The sequence below is a fragment of the Salinibacter sp. 10B genome, from assembly GCF_002954405.1.
GTDB lineage: Bacteria > Bacteroidota > Rhodothermia > Rhodothermales > Salinibacteraceae > Salinibacter.
Map to the genome: position 1 here is coordinate 4,219,636 of NZ_MQWC01000004.1, position 16,309 is coordinate 4,235,944.

The following is a 16,309-nucleotide window of genomic DNA, read 5'->3' on the forward strand; positions in this document are numbered from 1 at the left end:
TCTCCAAGCGGGGCAGTTTCGCGAATGCCACCCGCGTGTACGTCTCTGCGGAGCTCCTCGATCTGTTGTGGGGAAACAGGGACGAGCGTTTTTTTTGCAGTGCTGCGCAACGGCGTCCTTTGCGCGAGGATATGGATTCATTTATGGACTGAAAGTAGACGGGTTGATGGCTAAAAAAACAGATGTTCTCGTCATTGGAGGGGGCATGGTCGGCCTCGCCGCCGCCAATGCTTTGCTCAACCGGGGCCGTTCGGTCACGATTCTCGAGCGGAAGTGTCCAGGTGCGGGGGCGTCCTGGGGGAATGCCGGTCTCGTGGCACCGCGCTACATCGTTCCGCTTGCGGCGCCCGGCGTTGTTGCGCAAGGGCTGTGGTGGATGCTCGATCGGGAGAGTCCGTTTCGCATTAAGCCGCGACTCGATCCCGATCTGCTCCGTTGGCTATGGGCCTTCTGGTCGTTTTGTAGCGAGGAGCACGTTGAGCGGGCAATTCCGATTCTCCGGGATTTGAATCTGGCCAGTCGGGACCGCTACGAAAAGTGGGCTGCGTCCGATGAGTTGGAGGAGTTTGGGTTTCGGACGAGTGGCTCGGTTGTTGTTCATCGTACCGAAAAAGGGGGGAGGAAGGATCGAAAGAAGGCACAGCGTGCTCAGAAGGCCGGTCTGAATGTGAGTGTATTGGGGCGTAGCGAGCTGGACGACGTCTTGCCCAACGGCCCGTCCGAGGCACGAGGGGGCGTGCAGTACCACCAGGATGCGTTGCTCAATCCGGTGCGACTCTTGTCATCGTTGAAGCATCGGATTGAAGACGCGGGGGGGACGCTTCGGCCGGGCACAGCCGTTACAGGATTTGAGGAGCGAAACGGAGGGATCCACGCCGTTCAGACTCCCCGGGCGGAGTGGCGGGCCAACGACGTTATTCTCGCGGCGGGGGCTTGGTCGGCCCCGCTGGCCCATCACCTCGGGCTCGATTTGCCGATTCAGCCTGCAAAGGGCTACAGCGTCACCTATTCGGACCCGGCGGAAACGCCAGACCTGCCCTACGTCCTTTCAGAGACAAAAGTGGCGGTAACGCCTATGGATGGTCAGATCCGGTGTGCGGGCACCCTGGAGCTGGCAGGATTTGATGGCGCGGTAGACACCCGGCGAGCTGTGCCCATTTTGGAGGAGGCCGCCCGGTACGTGCCCCATATTAGTCCCGATGCCCCCGAGCAGGAAGACGTATGGACGGGATTTCGTCCCTGTACCCCAGACGGACTTCCGGTCATCGGACGGGTGCCGTCGGTCGACAATCTCGTCATGGCAACCGGGCACGGCATGATGGGGATTTCGATGTCTCCCATTACGGGGGAGCTTGTGGCTGATGCCGTGCAGGGGGACGACTCGTCCGTCGTGGACCGATCTCCCCTGTCTCCTACGCGCTTCGGTTAAGGGGGGCTTTTCATTTTACTGGTGCGGGCTATACATTTCCGACGCCCCGTCGGGACAATTTTTCACGGTTCGTTTCCACTGGTCCTTCAGGCCATCATGCAATCTCACATCGAGCGCCTTGACGAGAAGCGGATTCGAGAGGCCGTCCAGCGGGCCGAGGAGCGTACGGCGGGGGAGATCGTTCCGGTTGTGGTGCCGCGAAGTGCCTCGTACGAGTCGGTTGCCTGGCGGGCGGCGGCCGGAGCCACACTGCTTGCGCTGACCGGCGTGCTGCTCGTACTTCAGTTCTACGATGGGTGGGGATTGGGGTGGCTTTATACGCCGTGGGGCGTGGTACTTGCAGGTCTTAGCGCTGCGATTGTGGGAGGAGTTCTTGGCATGTACGTTCCTCCGGTACAGCGATTTCTAGCGGGGGAAGACCTTCTAGACGAAACGGTGCACCGCCGGGCCCTGCAGTCATTCGTGGAGGAAGAAGTGTTCGACACGCGCGATCGCACCGGCATCTTGCTCTTCGTTTCGCTCCACGAGCATCGGATCGAGGTGCTGGGCGACACAGGCATTAACGAGCTCGTTCGGCCCGACGATTGGGCGGAGGTAGTGACCCGGATTCGAGAGGGCATTCGCAACGACAATCTCACGGAGGGGCTCGTAGACGCCATCGGGATGTGTGGGCGCCTCCTCGAACGACGAGGCGTGAACCTTCGGCCGGACGACGAGAATGAACTGTCAAATACGGTACGGACCCCGGAGACAGGGACCCAAGACCCTCCGGAGGATGCCGAAAGGGATCCAGAAGAGTGAGAAGAGGGTTGTCCCGGCGCCCCGTTTGGCGCCCACGTGCAGAGTCGGTGTACGAGAGACTCTGCGGGGATAGAGAGGGCAGTACGCCTAGAGGAGGAGTCACTCCTTCTCGATTTCGAGCACGAGCCCGTCGGTGTCGCGTACAAAGAGACGCCCCTTCACCTCTCGGTAGGCGTAGTCGGCCGCGTCCAGGCGAGAGCGGAGCGAGTGCCAGTCCCGGTCGGACAGATGGAAGCCGATGTGATGAATCGCTCCACGACCGGGCACGGACGGATGCTCCATTTCCGGCATCTCGATGAGTTCGAGAACCGCGTGGTCGCTGCCGTCCCCCAGCATGGCTCGACGTCGTCCCTTCCGCACCGGATCGTCTTCAACCGTACGGAGGGTGAGCCCGAGAAGCTCGACGTAGAAGTCCGTTGCAGCCTCCAGATCCGTCGTCATGACGGAGGCATGGTCGAGGCGGACATCGAGTGGCACGTCGTTGGTAGTATCGTTGGAAGGAGGAGGCATGGGCAGATGAACGAATCCCCACGGGATCGTCCGTTAAGAAGAAATCGGGGCAGGATCGGACTCCGGTTGGAAGTCGGAGGCATCGATGCCCAGGCGTTTCATTTTCTTGTAGAGGCCTTGCCGGGAAAGGCCCAGCACTTCGGCGGAGGCGGTCACTTGTCCTTCGCAGGCTTGGAGCACGCGCTTGATAACTGTCGCTTCGGTTCGAGCAAGCACGTCCTCCAGCGATTGATTGGGGTGCAGGATGGCGTCCCGCTCATCGCCGGGGACCGACTCGGAGGACTGTGCGTCTTCGACAATGGTGTCGAGGAGAACGTCGCGGTCAATGGTTTGGACCGGTTCGCTGGCGACGTGAACGAGGACCCGCTCCAGCTCGTTGCGGAGCTGGCGCACGTTTCCGGGCCAGTCGTACCGCAGGAGCGCCTCCATGGCAGGGTGTGTAATCGAGGGCCGAAGGCCGTGTGCGTCCGGGGGCTGGAGGGTATCCAAGAAGTGGCGGACGAGTAACGGAATGTCGGCCCGCCGGTCGCGCAAGGGGGGGATCCTGAGGGAGAGGGCCTGCAGGCGTTCACTAAGGGCAGGGCGAAAGTGATCGTTTCGGACCTGCTCATTGAGACGTTCACTGGTCGTGGCCACCACACGCACGTCCACCGGGCGCGGCTCGGTTCCGCCGTCGGGCACCACCTCGCCGGTGTTTAGCAGATGGAGCAAGGCCGTCTGGGCGGAGGGGGGAAGAGCATCCACATCCTCGATGAGGAGGGTGCCCCCGTCCGCTTCGTGGACCGCACCCGTGCTGGCGATGGTGCCGTCCTCGGCCGCCGTCCCGAACAACCGTTCGGTGAGGGGGTCCTGCTGCATGGTTGCGCACGCGACGTGCCGGAGCGGTCCTTCAGCACGGGGGCTTTCGGTGTGTAGCACACGGGCCATCATGCGTTTCCCTACGCCCCGTTCGCCCGTTATGAGTACAGGATGTGCGCTCGATCGAAGAAGCGTTATGCGATGGGCTACTGCCTGCATCGCGTCGCTTTCCGTTACAAGGCCTGCGACAGACGTCGGTTGAGTCGTCTCAGTCACACGGTGGGCACGCTGGTGGAGCAGGGCGCGCTCCAGGGCAAGGCGCACGAGTGGAATTCGGGCCTTAATTCGATTGCGCACCCAGTCCCAGTTGTTTTCCGCTTCGGGGCCGTCCGCCACCCCGAGCACGAGGGTGGGAGGGACAGATCGCAGCCGGAACCACCGGGCCGGACCAGAGTCGTCCAGGGTGGCATCCGAGGGAGGTTGGATCCGCTCCGGCCGCGTGCCGTGTTCGTGTAGCAGAGAGGCAATGCCGTCCGACGATACTCGGTACACGCCCACCCATCGGTCGGGCACGAGGGCAGCGACGGTCTGCAGCCAGGCGTTGGCGACGAGGGGAACCGAGAGCGAGGCGCGGGCCAACGTTTCCGTAAGTGCGGAGTCGGACGAAGAGAGGGGATGGGGAAGCATGGAGGCGGGGTCGTCGTCCGACTCCGCGCCGTGGGCCAGGGCCGTTGCGACTTCGGCTTCTTCCGACGCATCGAGGGCGTTAAAGGTAGCACGGGCACCAGAGGCCAGTGCATGCGCCCGATCCTCCTCTTCGAGTTGGGCAAGGGCGAGTTGGAGGGAGGCTGTCCGGTATCGATCCTGGATCATCGTCGCCGCCGAGAGGGCGTGCCGGTAGGCGTCGGTTGCGTCGTCCGGCCGGTGCGTCGACTGCGCGATGGTGCCTTCGGTGGCAAAGCGACGGGCCGCAAACGGCAATACGCTGAAGTAATCGTCGTATTCGTCGGCTGCGTCCAGGTGAGCTTGAGCCGTGTCGTTGTCCGATCGGGCGGCCGCAATGCGAGCGAGGAGAAGCAAGGTGCGAAGCTGGCGACCGCGATGACCGGTCTCACGGGCATTCCGGTGGGCTCGTTGCATCCACCTGTAGGCCTCTCCGAGCTGGTTTTGGCGGGCACGGAGTCGTCCCCGCAACATTGCAAGGAGGGCGTGATTCCGACCGTGCGGGAGAGGAGACGCGTTGTCCTCGAGATCCACGAGGAGGTCTTCTGCATGCTCGTTGCGGCCCCGCCGCACGGCAAGGCGAATTCGAAGGAGCGTGAGGCGGGCCTGTCCGGCAGCGTCATCCCGCACGGCCGATTCGGCTTCGTCGAGGACCGTGTGGGCATCCGTCCATTGGCCCTGTCGGAGGAGGGCCCCGACGTGTGCGTGGTAGGCGGTGAGAAGTGGAGAAGAGGCGCGCGTTTCAGACTGACGCAGGAGCGCCTCGGCCGTCTTGGCCGTATCGAGGATATCAACGGGCGACTGCCCGAGATCGTAGCGTAGGGCGGCCTCGTACGCGGTGGCGGTTCCGCGAAGACGTTGGTCGTTCCACTGCCGCCCCAGTGCTCGGAGGGCGTGCAGGTGCGTTTCCGCCTCGTCGTATCGCCCCTCAACCCGCAGGGCCGGAATGCTGAGGGTATGCAACCACCGGTCGGCCTGCTGATTGTCGAGTTGGTCGACCAGGGCGTGGGCCTCCTCAAGGGCAGAGCGCATGAGGGCGTACTCCTCTAGTACCACGCAGGCCTGTGCCCGGCCGAGCATTGCCCAGCAGCGACCGCGGGGGTCGTGTATCGAGTCAAAGAGCGTCTCCGCCTGGTCAAGCAGCCGCACGGCTCGGATGGACTCAGCATTATCGGTGTGGCGGCGGGCATGCGCCCAGCCGCGCCAGAGGGCGACCTCGGCTCGGACGCAGGTACAGCGATCGCTGAGGGTGGAAAGAGAAGGGAGTAGATCCAGCACGCGACCCGGCTGGTTTCGGTGAAGGACCTCCACCTGAGCCCGAAGCCCACGCAGCAAGAGTTGTCCCGTGCTTTGAGGAGATTCCTCCACCGGACCCAACAAGGGGTCAACCATTTGCACCACATCCTCGGCTCGCCCTTCGGCGAGGAGATCTGTGGCCATTGCTATGGTTTTTGCGTGGTCCATCACGAGTTCGGAATTTGGAGTGCGGAGTTCGGAATGGTAGCAGAGATAGGGGGATTCCCACTCCACATTCCCCATTCCGAATTCCAGAATCTACATGAAGCCGAGTTCGAGGCGCGCCTCTTCGGACATCATCTCGGGGGAGAAGGGCGGCTCAAACGTCATTTCCAGGTTTACGCTCTCGACCCCCTCCGTTTCTCGCACGGCATCCTCGGCCTGTCCCGGAAGAATGCCGGCCGCCGGACAGTTCGGCGCCGTGAGGGTCATGAGCACATCCACGTGGTTATCCTCGTCGATCTCGATGTGATAGATGAGGCCCAAGTCGTAGATGTTCACCGGGATTTCCGGGTCGTAGATTTCGCGCAGAGAGGCAACAACGCGCTCGTAGAGCTCGTTTTCAGGCGTTTCTTGAACGTGGTCCGGGATGGTTTCCGGCAGTTCAATGTCCGTATTTTCCTTATCGTCAGGGATGTCGGCAGCGCCGCCCCCTCCGCCTCCGGGGGGCATGCCGCCCATGGCTCCAGCTGGGTTCATGATTCAGTTGACAGTAGTTGGAAAAAATCTTGTGTGAGGGGACGCTTCCCCGGTATTCTGCCGAATGCGAGGCATAATGTATGAAACGTGACGGGTGAAGCTGCTCTCCTCTCACGGATCACGATTCACGTATCACTCGGAATCAATTCCGAAACGTCTTCGCGCGCTCCTGCATCTGCTCGATCATGGCCTGAAGACCATTGTTGCGCTGTGAGCTCAGGTTGTCCTGTAGGCCGATGTCGTCGAGGAAGTCAAAGCTGGCGTTCGCGACGGCCTCGGGCGGCTGTTCGTTCAGCACGCGGATGACGAGGGCGGCCAGTCCCTTCGTGATTTTCGCGTTGCTGTCCCCTTGAAAGTGAAGGACGCTGTTTTCGTCGTCGTACTCAGCGTGAATCCAGACATCCGACTGGCAGCCGTGAACGTAGTTATCGTCGGTCTTATGCTCATCCGGCAAGAGCGGGATGTCGTCTCCCAGCTCGATGAGGTACTCGTACCGGCCCATCCAGTCGCTAAAGAGGGAGAACTCGTCGACAATCTCCTGCGCGCGGTCGGACACCGTATCAGTCCCTGGCATGGCTGCGTCTGTCAGTCACTTAAAGTAAATTCCGGGTGTGTTGCCAAGAAAAAGTCTGTAGTATGGAGGTATGAAAATATGGGGGTAAGCGAGAACACTTCAACATTCACACCTACACACGGTCCATGCCTACAGACGCCTCATCCCAGCATCGATTTCACGTTCTGAATGCCTTCCACTAGCCGATCGACGTCCTGCCGGGTGTTGTACGCGGCGAACGAGGCACGGATCGTTCCCGGAAGGCCATACCGCTTCACGAGCGGCTGTGTACAGTGGTGGCCCGTTCGCACCGCGATGCCGAGACGGTCGAGGAAGGTGCCGGCGTCGTACGGATGAATGTCGTCAAACACGAACGACAGTACGCTCGTTTTCGCCGCTGCCGTTCCGATGAGACGCAATCCATCGATCGCGCCCACCTTTTCGGTCGCGTACGAGAGCACGTCGTCCTCGTGGGCCTGCACGGCCGTCCAGTCGAGGTCCATCATATATTCGGCCGCCGTGCCGAGGCCGATCACATCTGCTATGTTTGGGGTGCCGGCTTCAAATTTGTGCGGCGGAGCGTCGTAGGTCGTGCCGTCGAAGGAGACCTCATCGATCATGTCGCCCCCGCCGTGATAGGGCGGCATGGCCTCTAGGTGCTCGTGTTTGCCGTACAAAATGCCAATGCCCGTCGGGCCGAACATTTTGTGGCCGGAAAAGACGAAGAAGTCGGCGTCCAGCGCCTGTACGTCAACCGGCAGGTGAGGGGCGGATTGCGCTCCATCCACCACCACCGGCACGTCCACAGCATGCGCCGCATCGATCAACGCCTCGATCGGATTGATTGTCCCCAGCGTGTTCGACACGTGCGTGACGGCGACGAGCGCGGTGTCGTCCGTCAGAAACTCATCCAAGCGGTTCATCTCCAACTCGCCCCGATCATTGACCGGCAGCACCCGAATCTCGGCGCCGACCCGCTCGGCCAGCATCTGCCACGGCACAATGTTGGAATGGTGCTCCATCTCCGTGAGGAGGATCTCGTCATCCTCCGATACCGTCATTTCGCCGAACGTTGAGGCGATGAGATTCAGGCCCTCGGTCGTGCCCCGCGTGAAGATGACCTCCTCTTCGCGCTGGGCATTGATGAACTCGGTCAGCGACTGGCGGGCCGATTCGTACTCATCGGTCGCCTCCTGGCTGAGCCGGTGCACGCCCCGGTGCACGTTGCTGTTCTCGTGCCGGTAGAAATGGTCCAGCCGGTCGATCACCGCCGTCGGCTTCTGCGAGGTCGCCGCATTGTCGAGGTAGACGAGCGGCGTATCCTCGTAGATGTCCTGCTGGAGGGCGGGAAAGTCCGCACGGAAGGCCTCGGCGTCAAAGGCAGGCGCGTCGGTCTGTGGGGACGTCGTTGCGGGCATGGGCTCTTTGGGGTGGATGTATGGAAGAGTGGAGGTACGGAAGTGGGACACGTCAGACGCCCACACTCACACCCCCACACGCCTACACGTACGTCGCAAAGCGGTCGCGGACAAGCTCCGTCACGTACTCACTCAACGGCTCGATGCTAAGTTCACTAATCACCTCTTCCGTAAATGCCTGCAACATCAAGATGCGGGCCCGGCGTTCCGAGAGGCCGCGGGAGCGGAGGTAGAAGACGCCTTCTTCGTCCAGCTGGCCGGTGGTAGCGCCGTGACTGCACTCCACGTCGTCGGCGTAGATTTCGAGCTCGGGCTTCGTGTAAATCTGGGCATCGTTGTTCAGAACGATGGTGTCGTTCTGCTGGTACGCGTCGATCCGCTGCGAGCCGCGCGAGACGAACACCTTTCCGTTGAAGACCGCGGTGGCCTCGTCGTTGAGCACGTGCTTGTACAGCTCGTTGCTGTTGCAGTCGGGCTGCACGTGGTCCATGCGCGTGTGATTGTCCACATGCATCTCGTCCTTGCCGATGCAGAGGCCAAAGAGGTTGGACTCGCAGAAATTGCCGTCGGCTTCCACCGTTGCGTTGTTGCGCACCACTTCGCCCGTGTAGGTCACCGTCTGGGTGGAGTAGACGCTGTCGTCCTTCTGCTGGGCGGCGCGGGTGTGCACCTGCGAGGCGGTAGGCCCTTCGTCCTGCAGGAGGTAGTGGTCCAGGTTGCCCTTCTCGCCGACGAAGGCCTCACCCACCGTATTGGTGAAGGTTTGCGCGTCGGTGAGGGAGTGCTGGGCCTCCACGATCTTTGCGATGGCGCCATCCTCCACTACGAACAGGTGCCGCGGCTGGAGGAAGAGGTCCTGGTCGGTGGCCGTCACGTGGAGGAAGAAGATCGGCTTCTCTACGACGGTGCCCGAGGGCACGTACACGAATGCGCCGTCTTGCACGAATGCCGTGTTGAGGGCCGTCAGCGCCTCATTCTCGTAGTCGGCGTACTGGCCGTAGTGCTCCTCTACGATGTCTGGGTGGTCGTTGCCGGCCTGCGCAAGGCTGCTGACGACGACCCCAGGAGGAAGTTCACCGATGTCGGAGAGCGACTCGTCGACCCGTCCGTTCACGAGGACGACCCGATGGGCATCCATTCCATCGATGAGAAACGGCTCAATCTCAGTCCGGTCGACCGACGTGGTCTCTCCGCCGAGGGGAAGCGTGTAGGGCCGGTCGATGATCTTTGCTATGTTCGTGTACTTCCAGGCCTCCAGGTCGTTGGTTGGAATGCCAAGCTCCGCGAAGTGCTCGATGGCGTCCTCGCGTTGCTGGGCGATGGAGGCGCTGGTCCCATTCAACGTCTGGCCGTGGTTCACCTTGAAGGCGGAGATGAACCGATCCTCCGGGCGAACGTCGGTGTCGAGGGCAGTGGTCATAATGCGACTGGAAAGTTGAGTTCAAGGGAAAGAGAAGGGGCGGAATATCGAGGGCCGTTCCGAGGGCGCACCCGCCCCCGGAACGAGACCGACGCTATGCGGCCGCAGCGGCCGTCTCCTCACGGATCCAGTCGTAGCCCTTCTCCTCAAGCTTCACGGCCAGCTCCTTGTCGCCAGAGCGGGCAATCCGACCGTCGATCATCACGTGCACGCGGTCGGGCGTGATATACTCCAATATGCGCTCGTAGTGGGTGATGACGAGAAAGCCCCTGTCATCGTTGCGGAGCTTGTTGACGCCGTCCGCGACGCTCTTAAGCGCGTCGATGTCGAGTCCCGAGTCCGTTTCGTCGAGGATGGCAAGGCGCGGCTCCAGCATGGCGAGCTGGAAGATCTCGTTGCGCTTCTTCTCGCCGCCAGAGAAGCCCTCGTTCACCGAGCGCTTCGTGAGATCGGCGTCAATGTCGACGAGGGACGCCTTCTCGCGCATGTACTGGAGGAAGTCGGCGGACGACAGCTCGTCCTGCCCTCGGGCCTCACGGACGGAGTTTACGGCCTCTTTCAGGAAGTTTGTCATGCTCACGCCGGGCAACTCCACCGGGTACTGAAAGGCGAGGAAGATGCCTTCTTCGGCCCGCTCTTCCGGTTCCAGTTCCAGCAGGTCCTCGCCGTCATAGAGAATTTCGCCGTCCAGAATCTCGTATTCCTCGCGCCCAGCCAGCACTGCGGCCAGCGTGCTTTTGCCGGAGCCGTTCGGGCCCATGATGGCGTGGAGTTGACCAGTGTCCAGCGTCAGGTTCACGCCATTGAGGATCTTGATGTCCTCGTCTTCGACGCCAACGTGCAGGTTCTTGACTTCTAGGAGTGCCATGTTTCGGATTGTCTTCTGAGTGTGGTGCAGTTTGAAAGTCGTGGTGCCAGGTTCAGCAAGCGAGCCCCTGGCAGGCGGGGTGTGTATGGAAGTGTGTACGTATGGAGGTGTGTAAGTGAGTCGGGGACACGTACACACATACATACCTCCACACTTTCACACATACAGACCCAGAGGCGTTAGCCGACGGACCCTTCCAGTTCGATGGCGAGCAGCTCCTTGGCCTCGACGGCAAACTCCATCGGGAGCTCCTGCAGAATCTCTTTGCAAAAGCCGTTCACGATGAGCTTGAGGGCTTCCTCCTCCCCCAGGCCGCGCTGGTGGCAGTAGAACATCTGGTCTTCGCCCACCTTCGAGGTCGTGGCCTCGTGCTCGATCTGAGCAGAGGGATTGCTGCTCTCGATGTACGGGTAGGTGTGCGCGCCGCAGTCCGGCCCCAGCAACATCGAGTCACACTGCGAGAAGTTGCGGGCGTTCTCGGCGTTTTTGCCCACTTTCACTAGGCCTCTATAGCTGTTGTCCGCGTAGTCGGCCGAGATGCCCTTCGAGATGATTGTGCTTTTCGTGTTCTTTCCGATGTGCTGCATCTTCGTGCCGGTATCAGCCTGCTGGTGTCCCTTCGTAAAGGCTACCGAGTAGAACTCGCCGACGGAGTTGTCGCCCGCGAGAATCACGGACGGATACTTCTGCGTGACGGCCGAGCCGGTCTCCAGCTGCGTCCAGCTGATCTTGGAGTTGTCGCCCTTACAGATCCCCCGCTTCGTGACGAGGTTGTAGACGCCGCCGTTGCCGTCCTCGTCGCCCGGGTACCAGTTCTGGATAGTCGAGTACTTGATCTCCGAGTCCTCGTGGGCCACGAGTTCCACTACCGCCGCGTGCAACTGATTCTCTTTGCGCATCGGCGCGGTGCAGCCCTCCAGGTAGCTCACGTAGGCGCCCGGCTCAGTGACGATGAGCGTGCGCTCAAACTGGCCAGTGCCCTGCTCGTTGATCCGGAAGTAGGTGGAAAGCTCCATCGGGCAGGTCACACCCTCCGGCACGTAGACGAAGGATCCGTCGCTGAACACGGCGGAGTTGAGGGCGGCGTACAGATTGTCGGTGTACGGCACGACGCTGCCCAGATGCTCGCGCACGATCTCCGGATGTTCGCGGGCGGCCTCGCCGAAGGATTTGAAGATCACTCCCTTCTCCTTCAGCTTCTCCTTGAAGGTGGTGGCCACCGAGACGCTATCCATGACTGCGTCGACGGCCACGCCGGTGAGGGCCTTCTGCTCTTCGAGGGGAATGCCCAGACGCTCAAACGTCTCCAGAATTTCGTCCGGCACCTCGTCAAGGCTCTCGTAGTCGGCCTTCCCCTTCGGCGCGGCGAAGTAACGCATGTTTTGGAAATCGGGGCGCTCGTAGTCGAGGTGCGCCCAGTCCGGGTAGTGCCCGCTTTCCAGCAACTGCTCGAAGTAATTGTAGGCCTTCAGGCGCCAGTCGAGCAGCCATTCCGGTTCGTCCTTCTTGTTGGAGATAAAGCGGACGATGTCCTCGTTGAGCCCTTTCGGCGCCTTTTCCGACTCGATGTCGGTGTACCAGCCGTGCTCGTATTCCTCGCTGGCCTTGCCTTTTAGGTATTCGGTTTCGGACGTGCTCATAAATGGTGCCTCGTTCGTTTCGTGTGTGCCGATGCAATGGGTCGAACCGTGCAAGCCTCCACGCCGAGGTGCCCGGGTCGCTGAGGGCAGTTGACGCGGAAAGGGGCGCGGGGGCCCTCGATACGCTGGAGCGGCGCTCTCCCATCGAGACGGCATCCATCTCGGGAGAAGCGGGAGTGTAAACTACTGTTTACGGGTCATTCCGTGTCAACGTGCGATTACAAACCCAAGGGTGCACCCATCGTTCCTCTTGCGAAACTGAAGTTCACGTCTTCATTGCAAGTTGGTGGCTCCTCAGTCGGCCCCTCCGCACTGGGGCATGACAACTGGAGCATATGACCCGATGGCAACTCATATCCGATTGTGTTCCACGTCTAAATGAGGGGCCAAAGTGCACCCTTGATCGGGGCCCAGAAACCTTCGGGCGCGGGGAGAGGTACGGATGCTACGCGTCGCTTATTGCTGTCACTGTCGCGCTTGTCTGCTATGACGATTACGATGACCGACCGAGCGGCCGCCCAGATTCGGGCGGTGGCCGCCGAGGAGAACGTTGACTTGGAGGATACGATGCTTCGCGTGGCGGTGGTGCCGGGGGGCTGTTCGGGGTTGACCTACGACCTGGGCTGGGACACGACGGTCCGGGAGGAGGACAGCGTGGAGCAGCACGAGGGGATCACGGTGCTGCTTGACAAGAAGAGCCGGTTGTACTTGGACGGGTCGGAGTTGGACTTTACCGACGGGCTGGACGGGGATGGATTTCACTTTGCGAACCCGCAGGCCACCCGCGAGTGTGCCTGTGGCGAATCGTTTGCGCTTTAATAAATTTCACGTCTTGGTGTAAACGAGTGTTGACAACTTAAATTAGATTTATAGTAAAGGGCGTGGGACATTTCTAATCTACCATCATGAGGGGGGGCGATTCGAATCCTGGATACGGAATATTGACATTGGGGGAGGACACGACGACTCTGTCGAGGAGTGATCGTTGCTCCGTTCCCTTGCGCTGATACAATCCGCATGTCTCGTGTGTCTTCGCTGCTGAGCTTCTCGAAAGGGTCGTCTCAAGAGATGGACTATAGGCCGTCTGGTGGACTCTTCTGGTTATTTGTTTTCGTTCTGTTGATTGGGAGTCCTACGAGGCGCTGTGCAGGGCAAGGGACAGCGCCCGATCGTCCCAATGTATTGTTCATTTTGGCCGATGACCTGGGCTATATGGACGTTGGGGCGTACAACCCCGACACGTTCTATGAGACGCCGAACCTCGATTCGCTTGCGCAGGCCGGACTGATGTTCACGGACGGTTACGCGGCCAATCCGGTGTGCTCGCCGACCCGTCATAGCATTATGACCGGGCGCCACCCGAGCCGTGACAACCACACGGACTGGTTTTGTGGCGGTCGAACGGAGCGCTACCGGCATGCGCCGTACGACTGTTCGATGGACACGAGTCAGGTGACAATTGGGGCGGCCTTCCAGCGCGGGGGCTACGACACCTACTTTGCTGGGAAGTGGCACCTGGGACCCGAGCCGCGGCACTGGCCCGAAAATCAGGGCTTTGATGTCAACAAGGGCGGATGGCGGGCAGGGTCGCCCTCTGCCCACGGGGGCGGCGGCTACTTTTCGCCATACGGCAATCCGCGGCTGGAGGATGGGCCGGAGGGAGAATATCTCCCGTACCGGCTGGCGGAAGAGACGGAAGCGTTCATCGAACAGGAGCGGGAGAACCCGTTTTTTGCGTTCCTCTCCTTTTACGAGGTGCACAATCCGAAGCAGGCCCCCGACTCGCTCGTCGAGAAGTATCGCCGCAAGCGCGAGCGGATGGGCCTGGACGAAGTCGATGAATTTGAAGGCATTGAGCAGGTGTGGCCGGACGAACAGACGCGCAGGGCGCGGGTCGTGCAGGGGCATCCGGTCTACGCTGCCATGGTCGAGGCGATGGACCGGGCTGTGGGGCGGGTGCTGCAGGGGCTCCGGGAGAATGGCCTCGCGGACGAGACGATCGTGGTGTTCACCTCCGACAACGGCGGGCTCTCGACGTCGGAAGGGCACAACACCTCCAACCGGCCGCTGCGGGGCGGGAAGGGCTGGCTCTACGAGGGCGGCATCCGGGAACCGTACGTCATCCACTGGCCCGGCGTCACGACTGCAGGCCGCAAGTCGGACGTGCCGGTAATGAGCACCGACTTCTACCCGACGTTGCTGGACGCGGCGGGGCTTCCGCTGCGTCCCGATCAGCACATGGATGGTGTGTCACTTGTACCGGTATTGAAGGGACGTCCGACGCTGGACCGAGATGCTCTCTTCTGGCACTATCCCCACTACTCCAATCAGGGCGGCTTTCCGGGCGGGGCCGTCCGGATGGGCGAGTGGAAGCTGATTGAGGATTACGAAGACGGGAAGGTTCGTCTTTTCAACCTGGAGGCCGATCTGGGGGAGCGCAACAACGTGGCCGGGCAGTATCCGGGGCGCGTCGAGCAGATGCGACAGCGCCTCCACGCCTGGTACGAGGAAGTGGGTGCTCACTTCCTTCGGGCCCGGGAACACGGGCCGGAGCCATGGCGACCGTAGAGGGGGCATAGTCGAGAGATTGAGGCTGGTTCGGGGGCGGGAGGCGTGCTGCGAAGCCGCCGTCCGGTGCCATCTCGATCGTGATGGTATTCTGGGCTGCAGCCTCTTGTGTGCGTGTCTGTAGGCCTTCCGCGTAGCAATCGGCGTTGGGTTAGCCCACGTCGTCAGGTTGTACGACCGTCCTTCCTCTAGGAAGAGCGTCCCCTCAAGCGTCCGCGCCTCCTCGTTGCTCATGGCTCCGAGGCACCATTCCTCATCGTGCCGACGTGCCAGGTGGCGGGCACGATCCGGACGAAGTGGCACGAGATGAGATTGGAGACGGGGGCATCAAAGCAGAAATTGAGGAAAAGAGCGCATTTCGAACCGGTTGGAGTAAAATGAAACCGATAGCCGTTCCGCAAATATGCATAGCATCGGTAGAGTTGGGTTTAACTTGACGTCGAACCCGCTGACCTGAAAGACTGGAGGCCTAGGAAAGCCAATCTACTGTTCTCGTGCGCCATTCCATGGTTGTTTGAGTGGGCTACGGGACGATTCTCTGTGGAAATGAGTAGAGGGGCGAATGGCCCGCATGGGACGCGATTTGAATTGTTTTCCTGCTCATAAGACTAGCTGCGCACCCACCTTATGGATCGGCGTCATTTTTTACGGCAAAGCGCTCTTGCGGGCGGAACGCTTCTTGGCACGAGGGAGGTCACCGACGCAGCGTCGTCTCTTTTCCAATTGGAGGAGTCCGAGGGCTTTCGGCTAAACTACGCCCCTCACCTCGGACTTTTCGACGCTCACGCCGGATCCGATCCCGTCGACCAGATTGCGTTCATGGCCGAGCAGGGGTTTTCGGCGTTTGAAGACAACGGACTGCGGGGGCGCTCGACGTCGGAGCAGGCCCGCATTGCCAACGCCTTGCAGGAGCACGACATGCAGATGGGCGTCTTTGTCGCGCATTCGATTAGTTGGGAGCAGCCTGCCCTTGTGACGGGCGATCAGGCGCCCCGTCAGAAGTTTCTCGATGAGATTCGTGAATCTGTAGAGATTGCGCAGCGGGTAGATGCGACCTGGATGACGGTGGTCCCCGGGGCCCGGGACCTTCGCCTCGATGCGGGATACCAGCGAGCGCACCTCGTGGACGTGCTTCGAGAGGCGGCCGCCATTTTGGAGCCACACGATTTGGTGATGGTGCTGGAGCCGCTCAATACCCGCCGAGACCATCCGAACCAGTTTCTTACTCACACCGCGCAGGCCTACGAAATCTGTCGTGCAGTGGAGAGTCCCGCCTGCAAGATTTTGTACGACGTATATCACCAGCAGGTCACGGAGGGCAATCTCATTCCCAATCTCGATGCTGCCTGGGAGGAAATAGCCTATGTGCAGGTGGGCGACAACCCGGGACGAAATGAGCCCACCACGGGTGAGATCAATTTCCGCAATGTGTTCGAGCACCTTCACGAGAAGGGATATGAGGGCATCGTGGGAATGGAGCACGGAGCCTCAATGGAGGGAAAGGAGGGAGAGCGCGCCGTGCTCGACGCATACGCCACGGTGGACTCGTTTGGGCCGGGAGGGGGAAGGTAGGCCCTGTCGTGGAG

Annotated in this window: 13 protein-coding genes; 5 read left to right on the forward strand and 8 right to left on the reverse strand. The window is 61.2% G+C overall.

The features are described from left to right. Window positions 1-166: 166 nt before the first annotated feature. Entirely contained in the window at window positions 167-1,429 is a 1,263-nt protein-coding gene (locus tag BSZ35_RS17250) for an FAD-dependent oxidoreductase (RefSeq protein ID WP_105013599.1), read from the forward strand. 96 nt (window positions 1,430-1,525) lie between these two features. Then, window positions 1,526-2,230 (forward strand): hypothetical protein, encoded by a 705-nt coding sequence (locus BSZ35_RS17255; protein ID WP_105013600.1) that lies wholly within the window; start codon window positions 1,526-1,528, stop codon window positions 2,228-2,230. A 99-nt stretch (window positions 2,231-2,329) separates the two neighbouring features. On the opposite strand, the gene BSZ35_RS17260 is transcribed toward BSZ35_RS17255, so the two are convergent. The 8 genes from BSZ35_RS17260 to sufB all read right to left on the reverse strand — a co-directional run bounded on the left by BSZ35_RS17260 (window position 2,330) and on the right by sufB (window position 12,155). Further along, window positions 2,330-2,740 carry a VOC family protein gene (locus tag BSZ35_RS17260; RefSeq protein ID WP_105013601.1) on the reverse strand — a complete coding sequence of 137 codons (411 nt, stop codon included), beginning with the start codon at window positions 2,738-2,740 and terminating at the stop codon, window positions 2,330-2,332. 33 nt (window positions 2,741-2,773) lie between these two features. Next, a complete protein-coding gene (locus BSZ35_RS19985) occupies window positions 2,774-5,701 on the reverse strand; it encodes a sigma 54-interacting transcriptional regulator (protein ID WP_258096767.1) in 2,928 nt (975 codons plus the stop codon). 114 nt (window positions 5,702-5,815) lie between these two features. Next, window positions 5,816-6,256, reverse strand: a complete 441-nt coding sequence (locus tag BSZ35_RS17270) for an SUF system Fe-S cluster assembly protein (RefSeq protein WP_105013602.1) — start codon at window positions 6,254-6,256, stop codon at window positions 5,816-5,818. A 142-nt stretch (window positions 6,257-6,398) separates the two neighbouring features. Beyond that, on the reverse strand, window positions 6,399-6,830 hold the full coding sequence (locus BSZ35_RS17275; RefSeq protein ID WP_105013603.1) for a SufE family protein: 432 nt from the start codon (window positions 6,828-6,830) through the stop codon (window positions 6,399-6,401). Between the two features lie 140 nt (window positions 6,831-6,970). Next, window positions 6,971-8,227 carry a cysteine desulfurase gene (locus BSZ35_RS17280; protein ID WP_105013604.1) on the reverse strand — a complete coding sequence of 419 codons (1,257 nt, stop codon included), beginning with the start codon at window positions 8,225-8,227 and terminating at the stop codon, window positions 6,971-6,973. Window positions 8,228-8,309: 82 nt separating this feature from the next. After that, window positions 8,310-9,647, reverse strand: a complete 1,338-nt coding sequence (sufD, locus tag BSZ35_RS17285) for a Fe-S cluster assembly protein SufD (RefSeq protein ID WP_105013605.1) — start codon at window positions 9,645-9,647, stop codon at window positions 8,310-8,312. A gap of 94 nt (window positions 9,648-9,741) precedes the next feature. Then, complete coding sequence (gene sufC / locus BSZ35_RS17290) at window positions 9,742-10,515, reverse strand: Fe-S cluster assembly ATPase SufC (protein ID WP_105013606.1); 774 nt, start codon at window positions 10,513-10,515, stop codon at window positions 9,742-9,744. 179 nt (window positions 10,516-10,694) lie between these two features. Next, entirely contained in the window at window positions 10,695-12,155 is a 1,461-nt protein-coding gene (gene sufB, locus BSZ35_RS17295; protein WP_105013607.1) for a Fe-S cluster assembly protein SufB, read from the reverse strand. Window positions 12,156-12,641: 486 nt separating this feature from the next. Between sufB and BSZ35_RS17300 the strand changes: the two genes are divergently transcribed. The 3 genes from BSZ35_RS17300 (at window position 12,642) to BSZ35_RS17310 (ending at window position 16,295) form a co-directional block, all read left to right on the forward strand. Beyond that, window positions 12,642-12,974, forward strand: a complete 333-nt coding sequence (locus BSZ35_RS17300) for an iron-sulfur cluster assembly accessory protein (RefSeq protein WP_105013608.1) — start codon at window positions 12,642-12,644, stop codon at window positions 12,972-12,974. A gap of 300 nt (window positions 12,975-13,274) precedes the next feature. Beyond that, complete coding sequence (locus tag BSZ35_RS17305) at window positions 13,275-14,723, forward strand: sulfatase (protein ID WP_272483065.1); 1,449 nt, start codon at window positions 13,275-13,277, stop codon at window positions 14,721-14,723. Window positions 14,724-15,350: 627 nt separating this feature from the next. Then, window positions 15,351-16,295, forward strand: a complete 945-nt coding sequence (locus BSZ35_RS17310) for a TIM barrel protein (protein WP_105013609.1) — start codon at window positions 15,351-15,353, stop codon at window positions 16,293-16,295. The last annotated feature ends 14 nt before the right edge of the window (window positions 16,296-16,309 follow it).

Bases quoted from the DNA above. Each gene is read 5' to 3' on its own strand.
- BSZ35_RS17250 (WP_105013599.1), top strand. From the start codon at position 167: ATGGCTAAAAAAACAGATGTTCTCGTCATTGGAGGGGGCATGGTCGGC.
- BSZ35_RS17255 (WP_105013600.1), top strand. From the start codon at position 1,526: ATGCAATCTCACATCGAGCGCCTTGACGAGAAGCGGATTCGAGAGGCC.
- BSZ35_RS17260 (WP_105013601.1), bottom strand. From the start codon at position 2,740: ATGCCTCCTCCTTCCAACGATACTACCAACGACGTGCCACTCGATGTC.
- BSZ35_RS19985 (WP_258096767.1), bottom strand. From the start codon at position 5,701: ATGGCCACAGATCTCCTCGCCGAAGGGCGAGCCGAGGATGTGGTGCAA.
- BSZ35_RS17270 (WP_105013602.1), bottom strand. From the start codon at position 6,256: ATGAACCCAGCTGGAGCCATGGGCGGCATGCCCCCCGGAGGCGGAGGG.
- BSZ35_RS17275 (WP_105013603.1), bottom strand. From the start codon at position 6,830: ATGCCAGGGACTGATACGGTGTCCGACCGCGCGCAGGAGATTGTCGAC.
- BSZ35_RS17280 (WP_105013604.1), bottom strand. From the start codon at position 8,227: ATGCCCGCAACGACGTCCCCACAGACCGACGCGCCTGCCTTTGACGCC.
- sufD (WP_105013605.1), bottom strand. From the start codon at position 9,647: ATGACCACTGCCCTCGACACCGACGTTCGCCCGGAGGATCGGTTCATC.
- sufC (WP_105013606.1), bottom strand. From the start codon at position 10,515: ATGGCACTCCTAGAAGTCAAGAACCTGCACGTTGGCGTCGAAGACGAG.
- sufB (WP_105013607.1), bottom strand. From the start codon at position 12,155: ATGAGCACGTCCGAAACCGAATACCTAAAAGGCAAGGCCAGCGAGGAA.
- BSZ35_RS17300 (WP_105013608.1), top strand. From the start codon at position 12,642: ATGACGATTACGATGACCGACCGAGCGGCCGCCCAGATTCGGGCGGTG.
- BSZ35_RS17310 (WP_105013609.1), top strand. From the start codon at position 15,351: ATGGATCGGCGTCATTTTTTACGGCAAAGCGCTCTTGCGGGCGGAACG.